The organism is Spirosoma oryzicola (assembly GCF_021233055.1).
Classification (GTDB): domain Bacteria; phylum Bacteroidota; class Bacteroidia; order Cytophagales; family Spirosomataceae; genus Spirosoma; species Spirosoma oryzicola.
In genome coordinates, this window is the sequence record NZ_CP089538.1 from 2,272,865 (window position 1) to 2,284,993 (window position 12,129).

10 protein-coding genes are annotated in these 12,129 nt (G+C 53.4%); 2 read left to right on the top strand and 8 right to left on the bottom strand.

Annotation, left to right across the window (positions count from 1 at the left end; genetic code table 11):
• Nucleotides 1-3 precede the first annotated feature (3 nt).
• Together LQ777_RS09240 and LQ777_RS09245 are read left to right on the top strand one after the other, a co-directional pair.
• A complete protein-coding gene (locus LQ777_RS09240; RefSeq protein WP_232562229.1) occupies nt 4-936 on the top strand; it encodes an alpha/beta hydrolase in 933 nt (310 codons plus the stop codon).
• 168 nt (nt 937-1,104) lie between these two features.
• Complete coding sequence (locus tag LQ777_RS09245) at nt 1,105-3,042, top strand: alpha-amylase family glycosyl hydrolase (protein ID WP_232562230.1); 1,938 nt, start codon at nt 1,105-1,107, stop codon at nt 3,040-3,042.
• Nucleotides 3,043-3,189: 147 nt separating this feature from the next.
• Here the strand turns inward: LQ777_RS09245 and LQ777_RS09250 are convergent, their stop codons facing one another.
• From LQ777_RS09250 to LQ777_RS09285, 8 genes are all read right to left on the bottom strand, one after another.
• The gene (locus LQ777_RS09250; RefSeq protein WP_232562231.1) at nt 3,190-4,563 is read right to left on the bottom strand and encodes a cytochrome-c peroxidase; all 1,374 of its coding nucleotides are present in this window, start codon (nt 4,561-4,563) and stop codon (nt 3,190-3,192) included.
• Nucleotides 4,564-4,726: 163 nt separating this feature from the next.
• A complete protein-coding gene (locus LQ777_RS09255; RefSeq protein ID WP_232562232.1) occupies nt 4,727-5,281 on the bottom strand; it encodes a hypothetical protein in 555 nt (184 codons plus the stop codon).
• A 260-nt stretch (nt 5,282-5,541) separates the two neighbouring features.
• Nucleotides 5,542-6,699, bottom strand: coding sequence for an acyltransferase family protein (locus LQ777_RS09260; protein ID WP_232562233.1), 1,158 nt, complete (start codon nt 6,697-6,699; stop codon nt 5,542-5,544).
• A 367-nt stretch (nt 6,700-7,066) separates the two neighbouring features.
• Nucleotides 7,067-8,068 carry a substrate-binding domain-containing protein gene (locus LQ777_RS09265; RefSeq protein ID WP_232562234.1) on the bottom strand — a complete coding sequence of 334 codons (1,002 nt, stop codon included), beginning with the start codon at nt 8,066-8,068 and terminating at the stop codon, nt 7,067-7,069.
• Nucleotides 8,065-9,009: an ABC transporter permease gene (locus LQ777_RS09270; RefSeq protein ID WP_232562235.1), complete on the bottom strand. Its 945-nt coding sequence runs from the start codon at nt 9,007-9,009 to the stop codon at nt 8,065-8,067. Before LQ777_RS09270 ends, LQ777_RS09265 begins: the two co-directional genes overlap by 4 nt.
• A 12-nt stretch (nt 9,010-9,021) precedes the next feature.
• Complete coding sequence (locus tag LQ777_RS09275) at nt 9,022-10,410, bottom strand: glycoside hydrolase family 140 protein (protein WP_232562236.1); 1,389 nt, start codon at nt 10,408-10,410, stop codon at nt 9,022-9,024.
• A 33-nt stretch (nt 10,411-10,443) separates the two neighbouring features.
• Nucleotides 10,444-11,277 carry a phosphogluconate dehydrogenase C-terminal domain-containing protein gene (locus LQ777_RS09280; RefSeq protein WP_232562237.1) on the bottom strand — a complete coding sequence of 278 codons (834 nt, stop codon included), beginning with the start codon at nt 11,275-11,277 and terminating at the stop codon, nt 10,444-10,446.
• Between the two features lie 21 nt (nt 11,278-11,298).
• Nucleotides 11,299-12,129: a sugar phosphate isomerase/epimerase family protein gene (locus LQ777_RS09285; protein ID WP_232562238.1), complete on the bottom strand. Its 831-nt coding sequence runs from the start codon at nt 12,127-12,129 to the stop codon at nt 11,299-11,301.

Below are 12,129 nucleotides of genomic sequence, written 5' to 3' on the forward strand. Positions count from 1 at the left end.
CACATGAAAGTAGCCATTAGTTTACTCGTCCTGCTGGTCTTTGGGTTGAGTTGTTCGTCGGAACCAGCCATCACCAAGGAAATGTTGGACGGCGGCACCCTGTTTGACCCCTCGCTGTACAAACCCGAGGAGTATCTGCTTTCGAAAGCGATTCCCAATCCCACATCCGAACAAGCCCGTAGGCCGGTTATCATCGCCTGTCATGGTTACTCCGCTACGACGTTTGAATGGGACGAATTTCGAAGCTGGTCGGCAGGACGATCGGATTTTTACCTGTCGCGGGTACTTTTAGGCGGCCACGGGCGCAGTTACGACGACTTCAAAAAATCGACCTGGCACGACTGGCAGGCGTCTATAACCACGGAGTACGAACAGTTGGTGAAGGCGGGTTATCAAAACATCAGCCTGCTGGGTTCTTCCACCAGCGGAGCGTTGTTAATGGAACTAGTTGCTTCCGGTTATTTCGCCAATCGCACGGCACCGCGCAACCTGTTGCTGGTCGATCCTATTGTGATTCCGTCTGACAAGTCGTTGTCGCTGATCGGTGTCGTTGGTCCCATGATTGGGTATATCGCTACCGATCAATCCGCAGCAGAAGATAAGGTGTACTATCACTTTCGACCGCAGGAAACGCTACAGCAGCTACAAAACCTGCTTGGCGTTGTCCGCAACGATTTAGAAAAGGGAGTAACGCTGCCCGCCAACTGTACGCTGAAAATCTACAAATCAAAGAAAGATCCGGCTGCTGACCCCGTTAGCGCCGTGCTGATGTATCGGGGCACAACCCTGGCCGACGGAAGTCCGGTTGATGTCCAGATGGTCGATTCGGAGTTGCACGTTTACACCCGCTTGCAATTGCGCGAGGGCGTGACGGACAAAGACCGGCAAAATCAGACGGCTACCTTTACGGATATCGTGACCCGCGTACTCCGGTGAGCCACTTCTAGTCTGTGATCCAATAAGTACTAAAGCAGAAATAGGTTAGAGTATTCTACAATGGTGTTTTTGTCATGCTTCCTGCCGCTCCGGCGGGCCGGTCAGCATGACAAAAATGACATAATGTATTTTCGATGATCTACTTAGCCTGAAAACGTACTGCCCTTGATGAATACACTATCCATTCCAGCTCCTTTTGCAACGACCGTAACCATGCGGTTCGCCCCACTTACCAAACGCGACTCGTTCGATCCGGATTCGTGGCCATCGACCCCGCTTCAACCGCTCAGCGCGCAGCCGGGTTACTGGCAGATTGATGTGGCCGAGCTTGCCTTGAGCGACGGTGATTACGAGTACGAATTCATCCTGGATGACAAAACGGATTCGCCCGTGCCGGACCCGTACGCTGAAGAAATTGTCCGGTTTGGTGGGTATCGAGGCTTATTTCGCATCCGCGACGGAGTGCGCTGGCGCTGGCCGTTCTCGTGGGCAGATGAATTGTCCAGTGGCGTTAAACTGCCGGATAACAACCAGATCGTTATCTACGAAATGCCGCTGCGGTGGATGTCCAGCGGACCCGAATTGATCCGTCAGGTAGGCTTGGGTACCTTCGATCAGGCTATTTTCGCGCACCTCGACCAGTTGGCGGATTTGGGCATCAACACCATCGAACTACTGCCAGTTCAGGATTCGGCGGATACGTTGAACTGGGGTTACGGTACGCGCTTCTTTTTTACCACTGACTTTGACATGGGGCCGCCCATCGATCTTAAAGTGTTTATCAAGCAGTGCCATCAGCGGGGTATTCGGGTGTTTCTCGACGTGGTAATGAATCATGCCCGCGAATGTCCGCTCGAAAAGCTGGCCTTCGACTGGTTTTTCCTGAACAGTCCAAGTGAAGAGCCGGGACGAGGGCAGGATTGGGGAGCGCGGATGTTTCGGTACCGAAAACGCTTCAACGGCCACTATCCGGCCCGTGAGTTTCATTACCAGATGGCGCAGTTCTGGATCGAAGAGTACCACATCGACGGCTTTCGGCTGGACGAATTTCAGAGTATCGACAACTGGGACTTTATCCAAACCTTCCGTGAGCGCGCCACGGTTCGTTCTAAACAACTGTTTCCCGACCGGCCCTTCCTGGTGATCGCCGAAGATTCCTGGCGTCGTTCGGACATTGTTTACGACAAGCCGGGCAATCCGTCCGGGCGCAAAGTGGTCGATAGCATGTGGAATTTTTCGTACCGGGACGACATTCGGCAGTTGATGGGTAACGGCATTCAGACCAGCTGGGGGCAGCCGTCCCGACGCGAACGAATTGTCGCGTTTATATCGGGTCGAAAAACCTGGAACGGGCTGAGTCAGTCTTTTGTGGGTGGCTTCGCAGACCTTTCTCAGAACGTAAATTACATTACCTCGCACGATGTTGAGAAGCCGGAAGAAGCCCGGTTTATGAATTACCTATTCGGGCAGTTGCTTCGCCAGAAACAACTAGGAGACGGTTCGGTTGATACCATTCGAACGATTGTCGATACCATTGCCGGGCAGTCGGAGGCAATCATCGCAACGCATGCCGAAGCCCTGGAGCGTGTGCGCAGTGGCTTTGCTATCCTGATGACGTCGGTTGGCATACCCATGTTGCTGGCGGGCGAAGAATTTGGCGACATCCACGACCTGGATCAAACCGATTACCGCCTGAAAATGTCCGATCCGGTTGACTGGCAGCGCCGGACTCAGCCGGGCCACAGCGACCTCTGGAACGCGGTCCGTGCGCTTATCTACCTGCGTACGTCACATCCGGCACTACAACGGAATGAAATTGAGTTTTTCTACTTCCATCCAGCGATTGATCAGAATGATAGTACGCGGGTTTTTGCCTACTGCCGAACCAATGGCCGACCGGTGGGCAGCGAAGGACAGGTCGTTGTCGTTGCCAACTGCGGACCGCACAACTTTGCGCAATTCTGGCTTCCCTGGCCGTGGACGAATACAAGTCAGATAAAAGAGGTTGGGCCGCCAGCGAAGGGTACACTGCCTACGTTTCCGTTCAATGCCAACAGCGCAAACCTCTCGCTCGGCCCTTATCAGGTACGGGTTTTTACTACCTAGATCACATGCGCTTTTGTGAACATAAATAGTCCCCAATCCTAAATTAACGGAACGGCGAGAGAGCCAGAGGAAGTAGCTTTTGTTCAACCCGATCCATGCCAAACGAACGCAGTATGCCAGTGCGGCACGGATCGGATTGACCCCGTGTTAGAAGCCTAAATCCTGACGACTGGCCTGATCATTGTTAGGAAAACATTGTCCTGACGGTAGCGAGCTTGGCGCATAGCGACGCAGATCGGGGTCGCGCAGGCCATCCCGCAAAAACGTCACCAAATACGTTTGTTCGCTAGCCGTCAGATTGAGCGGCTTAAACTCAGTAGCCAGTTGGGCAACCGGTACCTCCTTATTTTCGGGAATAGCCTTGTTCAGATAGTCTACAATCGCTTCCAGACTTGTAAACGAACCCCCATGCCCGTAAAAGGGTGAGTCTTTCAAATTATAAAGCTGCGGGACTTTAAACTTGTACATATCGGCAGCTTTTCCCGTAAAGCCGCCACGACCCTTGTGGTCACTCAGGCTGGGATCAGCCTTCACAATGTGAAACTCGCCCAGCGTGCCGTTGCGCAAACTATTCATTCCGAGCGAGTAAAAGCGCATCGAGTTTAAGGCAGGACCCGTGTGGCAACGCACGCAGCCCGCTTTTCCAAAAAACAAAATGGCTCCTTGCTTCTGCTCGTCCGTCATCGCCTGTACATTGCCCCGGAGCCATAGCTGAAAAGGAGCTTTGTTGGTTAATGCCGTTCGGGTATAAGCGGCTATCGCCAGCCCCGCATTGATTTTTGTCTGGTAATCGTTGGTCCAGTTATCCTTGAAAGCCAGCTGAAAAAGCTGCCGGTACGTATGATTTCCCTGAAAGGCCGACGCCCGCATATCGAGCCGGTGTACATCCTGTGCTGCAATGGACTCGGTTTCTACACCCTGAAACCCTAGTTTGTTTTTCTCCATCGGTGTGCCTACCGCCCAGAACGCTTCGGTACCCACGTTGGCATGGGTAGCACCCAATCGTCCGGCCCAGAGCATATTGGTCTGAAAAGCGACATTCAGTGTTGTGGGAGGGCGCAGGGGCAAGGCATCTATTTCGTCGGGTTCATAGCGGACGTTTCGTCGACGACCTTTACCATCGACACCAAATCCTTCTCCGCCTTCGCCCATGCCCTGTGGTAAGCAAGCCTGAAACCCAGCCTTTGCGTTGTGACAACTGGAACAGGAATACGTACCAAAGCCAATGAGTCTAACAGGTTTGCGGCCTAGCGCCGTCTCATGAAACAAAAGTTTGCCCAGGTTGACTTTCGCATCGCTGAGCGGGTTGCGGGGATCTTGCGGGATCTGATCATACTCTGTAGACTCCGGTAACCGAAAGAAGGCATTCCCGATGTTGTTGGACGTTTGCTTCAGTAAAGCTTCTAATTTGTCATCCGAAGGACCTTTTTGCAGAGCATCTACCTGAGGGTGGCAACTGGCCAGAAGAAACAGTAGAGCCGTAGACACCCAGCAGGATGCCTGATAAATAATGTATTTCATGCTTGTAGCGCAAGTTTGGTAGCCTATAGTCTGATTCGGACGGACATGGACTAGTCAGTCTATTTATCCGTCAACGCGGTGGGCGACTACCTTGAGAAAGGAAAATGACAGCCAAGCCCGACAACGAATAATTGTCGGATTCGGATGGTAAACGAAGTTCAGGTTAGCTAAGAAGCAGCCCGTTGTTTGGCGGAGGAGCGTGGATAGACGAATAGGACTGCGGGACGACTATTCTGACATCGTCAAAGTCGGGCTGTTGGCTACACTCGTAGCAAAGAACCCGGAGCGATTGTCGCTCCGGTGGTGAATACTCGCTGATTATCAGCTTGATCAGTTTTCGCGTTTTATGAGTAGCGTAATCCCAATCGGTAAGATAATCTTCCAGAAAGGAAAGCAGATCTGGATCACCGAAGCGAGCGTTCTTGGTTTCTAGGCAAAGCAATACCAAAGCCTTATCGTGGACTTCCAGCCGGATTGGCTCGTAATAAGCGGACCGGTACGAAAAGCCTCTGTCGGTTATAGCGGGCCTGGACGCCTGGTCTGGTGAGTTTGGTAACGCTACGTTAAATTCAACCAGACTATCGGTTGAGCGATACATGGTTAAGTCGTGAGCAAGCGTCTTTTCCTGTTGCCACTGATACACATTCCATACGAAAGTAACCGCTAGCGTATGGAGCAGGAGTAACCCAGACAGCAGGATGGCAACAATCGTTTTCACTCGTAGGCTGCAGGAACGTGGCGGTTATGATGGTACCCGAAGCGCATGGCGCATACCTATTTCCTGGCAAAAATGAGGCCATTTGCCGAATCTCGCAGAGAAGACTGGAAGATAGCGCTACGAGGAAAACCAGTACCGTTTACAGTTTTCTGCCACCGACGAAGCCGCTTTTGTGTTAAGAATCAATGGTAGTTTTGCCGCTCTAAAAGCAGAAAGGCTGCCAACATGGGCAGCCCGATCTGTACAACGAAACGAAAATGTTAGACACGTAAAAACGTTTTTTTCTTGTAAAGAAAGTACAGAAAAGCCCACTTCGCGGCTAGGAGGGCGATTACACCACCCACTTCCCGAACGGCCTCGGAATGGGACAGCTTCAGAAGCCCGCCAAAAAAGAACTGGGCTGCGTAGCCGAAATCAATAAATTCAACGGCCAGATAAATCAGGATGGAGTTCATGCCGATTATGGTAAAGAAAAACGTCCAGCCTTTGATACCTTTCACGTCGATCACCCAGTAAAACAAAGCCAGGAGCGACAAACTCAAACCGCCGGTAACCAGCACGAACGAACTCGTCCACAGGTTTTTGTTGATGGGGAAAACAAAGTTCCAGAGCCAGCCGAGTGCAACAAGCGATAGGCCCGCGCCGAGCAACTGTAGCGCTTTCTTTGGGCCGGACTTGTACTGTGTACGTAGGTAATTACCGGCAAAAATTCCCAGCAGGGCGTTGCCGATAGCCGGAATGGTTGAAAACAGCCCCTCCGGGTCATGGATGGTTTTGTACAAGTGACCTGGTACCAACAGACGGTCGATGTAGCTAGCCAGATTACATTCCATCGTCAACACACCCGCTCCGCAACCCGGTACGGGAATTAGTTTCATCGCTGCCCAGTAGCCGAGCAGAATACCCACAAACCAGATGTACTGCATCCGGGGCCGAGCGTACAAATAAATCAGTTGGGCAAACATGCCCGCCAGGCCAATGCGTCCCAATACGCTCGGGAAACGCATGTCGTGAATGGCTTTGGTGAATAAGCCGTTGTTGTAAATGATACCCAGCACGACCAGAATAAGGCCCCGGCTGATCACCTTCCGGGCGATCTCTGCTTTGTCGGCCCCTCTGTCCAGACGCGACCCGATGGAAAAAGGCGTCGAAACGCCCGCCATAAATAGAAAGAGGGGAAAGATCAGGTCGTAGGCGCGAAAGCCGTTCCAGTCCGGATGCGTAAACTGGTCGGCCAGCAGCACGGCCCATGCCCAGCCGGTCGTTTTCGCGAGCGCATGAAAGACTTCTTCGCCACCCATGATCCAGAACATGTCGAAGCCGCGTAAGGTGTCCAGAGAGAGTAGCCGTTTGACGGGGGCGGGTTGGGCAACGGCGGGTTCTACCGACGCACTTGAGCTAGTTAGATGTGTTTGCATACGAACGACTTGGTTGTTTTGGCTTGTTTAGGGGTCAGCGAATGAGGATGCTTCGAGCGATTGGCATGAGCCAATTGGTTTGAAAAGCCAATATAGCAGAATCGGGTAAAGCAAAAGCAGTTCGCGGGCGAAATGGAAGAAATTGCTGCCCTGTGAATCAAAGAAGTAAGTCGCTAGCACCAAAGAGCGGGTAAATCCGCTCTGATTCGCTGAGTGGATCAGCCATCAACAGATTGGCAAACCGTTGAAAGAAGTTCTTTGCTGAGCAGTGTATTAGAGAGTCCGATGAATGACGGGTCGGTCGTGCGGACTGGAAGTCCGCGTTACGTGGGTTGTACGTTGCGCTTCTAGTAACTGGTCATTAAGACTAGCGATGAATAAACTCGTTGACGTTGGCCTGGGTAATTCGCAGTAGCCCTGTGTTTACAGAGGTAGGTACATTGGTAATGCCAGCCTGGGCATCGTGGGCCGACAGGCGGTTGGTCTGGTGAACCATGTCGTACAGAAACTGCGCGCCGTACCAGGTGAAAAGTTCGCGTTTTTGCCCGGCCAGCATCTGAATGACACCTTCCCGGACGAGTTGCAGGTGTTCCGGCTCCCAATCGACGGTCGTGACTTTTACTTTACCAACCCGACCCGCTTCTTTCACAGCCAGTCCGATACCGGGGCCGGAGTTGGAATCGAAACCACACAAACCGGCCAAGTCGGGGTGGGCGCTGAGCAGGTTAGACGTGATGCGGGCGGCTTCTTCGACGTTGGATCTGTCATCGAATTTGCCAACAACTTCAATCCCCGGATAGTCTTTGATGACATCGAGCAAACCCCGGAAGCCGGTTTCCATGCTGTTCAAACCGAAAATACCCAGGTACGCAATCTTTCCTTTGCCGCCGAGCAGTCGTACCATTTCGCGACCCTGCATCTGCCCAATTTCATACCAGTCCGTGCCGAGAAACGCGTGACGCTTCGAATTTGGAATGTCGGAATCATATACGACCGTTGGAATACCCGCAGCAACGGCTTTGTCGATAACGGGGCCAATGGCGGGGTCGGTGCCGTTAATAAGCAAGCCGGAAGGTCGGGTTCCGATCACTTCTTCAATGATATTAATCTGAGCGGGGACATCCCACTCGGCGGGGCCGAGCACCGAAACGTTTACCCCATGTTTCGCACCCCATCGTTTGAAGGCGGCCTGATCGTGGTTAATGTACATCGGCATCGTAACGGCGGTCGTTACCATCACGTATTCTTCATCCGCGCCCAGAGCGGTAGAGTCTGAGACGGTATTCAGTGCCGTTGTCGTCGATGCCTGACGGGGTGGTAGCTCGCAGGCAGCAAGGCTTAACAGGCTAAGTAGCAGTAGTTTTTTCATGCTAAGGCTCCCCGTTTTTGCAGGGCTTTATCGCTCCAGACAGCGGCTATCAAGATGAGTCCCAGAATAATATCCTGCCAGTAACCGGACACTCGGGTCAGCACCATGACGTTACTGACCAGTCCCATAAACATAGCCCCGAGCAGTGCGCCGATAATTTTACCGTGTCCTCCCGACAAACTGGCTCCGCCCAGGATTACGGCGGTGATAACGCGTAACTCCAACCCCCGGCCCGCCGTCGGCAGGGCTGTGCCAAGCCGGGATGCTAACAACATACCCGCAACACCGGCCAGAACGGAGGTCAGTACAAATCCCCACAGTTTCATGCGTTTGACCCGAATGCCTGATAAGTCAGCGGCTTGCTCGTTGCCCCCGATGTAGTAGTAGCGCCGAAAAAACACGGTTTTATTCATCAGAAAAGCGAACGTACCGACAATCAGGAGCATGTACCAGACGGGCATCTGAATACCCAGCAGCCTCGATTGACTGAGGGCGTTGAACCAGTAGGGAAGGTTCTGAATACCGGAGCCGCTGATGAGCAGGGCACCTCCACGTACAATGCCCATCATCGCCAGGGTTTGAATCATGGGATTGATGCCCTGGTAGGCGATGAGGTAGCCATTGACTGCGCCAATAAGTCCGGCACCGATCAAGGTTAAGACTACGGCGACAGGAACGGGAATGCCATACACCATCATTGTGTAAGCGGCAATGCCCCCCGAAAAGGCGACGACGGACCCAACCGATAAGTCAAAAACACCCGCAATCAGGAGCAACATCATCCCGACGGCCACGATCGTGTCGATGCTGAGGTTCAGAAGCAGCTGGCTCCAGTTGCCGAATGTTGGGAAGGTCTGTGGAAATACCAGGGCTGCGCCAAGGCCAATCAGCACGATGGTCAGCGTGAGTGAATAGGTGCGTTCCTGAACAAGTTGGCGCATAGGAAGCTGATGTTATAGAGGTGCGTACTGTTTGGCCGCATCATCGAGGATCAGCACCCAATCCTGCCCGTAACCCTTCGAGGGGGGCGTAAATGACTTGGGCTGCTGGTTGTCGAACGTACCCGCCGACTGACTTTTTCCCGAACGCGGGTCGTACCAGGTAGCGGTAACGGTTTTCCCCGAAATCTTACCGGGGTTTACCGTAAACGGCTTTCCAACTGTAGTGTACACAAAAGCGTAATCCTTACCGCGCGTGGCCTGAATGCGCTCCGCCGGACTCAGGTTGTTTTCAACGATCAGCGATTGATCCGGTACGCGATCCAGCAAAGGGCGGGCGGTCATTAACGTTCGAACGTGCTTCATCTGCTTGGCACCGGGCAGATCGAGCGCTTCGGGCCAGAACAGATGCGGATTGTTGACCGATGGCCGTTTCGAACTGTACATCTGCCAGATGTCGTGACAACCGTACGTATGCCCGTGCGCTCCCGCAAACAGATCCTGGTACGCATACAAGCGTACATCATACGCGTTGGACGTGCCCAGATCTTTGGCGTTGAAACAGACCGGATGATCTTCGTAAATTGGTTCGGCATCCATCGTCGGCTTGGTCGGCTGGCGGTTGTACGATACGCTGATGTTGTCGTAGATGGGCGTAAACCGGCAGTGCCCGTTCTGGTGCATGTTGAAGTCAAACCAGGGCTCGTTCTGAAACCACTTGGCCGCTCCACCGTCGAGTCCGTTCGGTTGTGAGTGATAGGATAGCAACGCGTTAGCGGCTCCGCCAACGCCGTCCTGAATCCCCTCGGCCATGGCCCGCCAGACGGCTACATCCTGCGAACCATCGCGCGGATTGCGGTCGCCCCCTAAAATCCAGACAATGTTCTCCCGGTTTTTGTAGCGATTGCCGAGAAAGCGCCCGTACGTACGAGCGTTGGTAGGATTGAAAATTTCCGGTCCTTTCCCCCAGGTGCTTTTAAACAGTTTGTCCCCCCAGGTTGGCAGAAACCCGATAACGATACCGTACTGAGCCGCTTTGTCAACGATATAATCGACGTGCTTGAAATACGCTTCGTTGGGTTTCGTCGGGTCGTAGTCGCTAAGGGGGGTGTCTCCGTAGGGGTTTGGTTCGTTCAAACCGTCAAATTCCGCCAGAGCCACGGCCTGCACTACCGTAAAACCCTGTTCAGCCCGCTTTTTCAGGTACTGATCCGCTTCTTCGCGATTCAACCGGTGAAACAGTTCCCAGGCCGTATCACCCAGCCAGAAAAAAGGTTTACCATTCTGGTGAACCAGGTAGCGTTTGTTGTCAGACACTTTCAGGCGACCGTTGGTAAACGGCTGCTGCGCCAGCAATTGATCCTGAATACACAAGAACAGCATCAGCAAAACGAAATTTTTCATGGGTCTAGGAATAGTCGTTAGCGGACAGAGCGGTTAACGAGCCGTAATGTCTTTTACCTGCTCGCGGATGTCGTCCATCTCGAAGATACGCTGCCAGCCTTCGCGGAACAGGATCGGTTTGGCGCGTTTGGAAATCTTATACGCGGCATCCGAAAACGTCCCGTTTACTTCCTTGAACAGCACAGCAATCTGAATGCGCAGGTGACCGAGCACAAAGTCGCGGGCGGCTGCTTCGGGCACACCAAGGGTAACAATCCGGTCGTACCCTTCTTTCACCACCTCCATGCAGGTCTGGGCCAGCGTTTCAACCATAGCGGGTTCCAGAATAGCCATTTGTTCGAGCGTGATGCGGTGCGTATCCTTGACCGGTCCGTACATATCCTGAGCAACTTTTTCGCCCAGCTGGTAGTGCTCTTCCGTTCCGGCCATCAATGCCACCACAATCGACTGCTTAGCCGAGATTCCACCGTAGAAATCGCGGAAGGCGGCTTCGGTTGGCTCCCAGTTGAATACCGATGGGTGACAGGGGTGAGCAATGACGTAGCCCAAATCGTCGCGGTGGGCGATGACACCATCCAGCGGAGCGGCTGGGTCGAGCGTCAATACCAGCGCTCCCGGTTTCATTTGCGGGATAATTTCTTCCGAAAGTTTGCCAATAGCCACGTCGGGCAGCGCCAGAATGACCACGTCGGCTTCCGAAACGGCTGGCCCCGGCTCGCAGACCGTTACGCCCCGTTGCCGCAGGTTTTCAATACCCTGGGGTGCAATTTCGAGGTAAGAAACGTCGTAGCTAGCCAGCTTTTTAAAGTTGTCGGTCAGGCGGCAGCCCATTTTACCACCGGCCCCTACTAAAGCAATTTTGGTCATTGGTTTTGGGTTTAGGATCTTCTAAGATGTATGGTCAACCGTAAACAAGCCACTATTTTTTAGGTGCGTAAGACTTTCTTCGGCCCAGACGGCTTCCTTCCGGATACTATCCGCCAGCGTTGATTCGGGCACGACCCATTGCTCCAGGATGGCCGTCTGGCAACGCCCGTACTGGCTTACCTGATCCACTAGCCACGGTATATTGAGCATTCCCTGACCAGCGATCCGGCCGTCGATCTGAAAGCCCATTAGGTGCGGAGGCCGCTGAATGCCGAAGTCTTTCAAATGTAGGTTGACCGTATAAGGGGCTAATGTTCGTACTACTTCGGCCAGCCCTTCACCGGCGCCCATCGAGTTGACAGAATCCAGACAAATGCCTACGCGAGAACTGCCCACGCGTTCAACAATGTCGGCAAATTCACGCGCCAGTAGTCGGTCATGATTCTCAATACCAAGCGTCACGTTCGCTCCGTCCAAATCGGGTAAGGCATTTCTCAACAGATCGATAATCACCTCGACGGACGGTTCGTAGTCGACCGTATCCAGAACAAACCGGAGCAGACGACTCTGCAACCGGTCGGCAAGGGCAATGTACCGGTAAAGGTGCGCTTCGGTAAGGCCGCGTGCGCCGATCTCCAGCGTAATTCCCTGTTGAACGCTTTGTCTGCTTAATTCTGCTAACTGCTCGTCCGCTAGTTCGTGCAACGGCCAGTTATCGCCGAATTGCACCAGCCGCACGCCAAGCCGGACGGCCTGATCCAGTAACCGTAGCTCGTCGAGGGGTTGGGCGGGGCGGTTCCCTGGCACGCCAACTGCCCAGCCATAGGTGTACGTGCTGATGCCGAGTTGCAT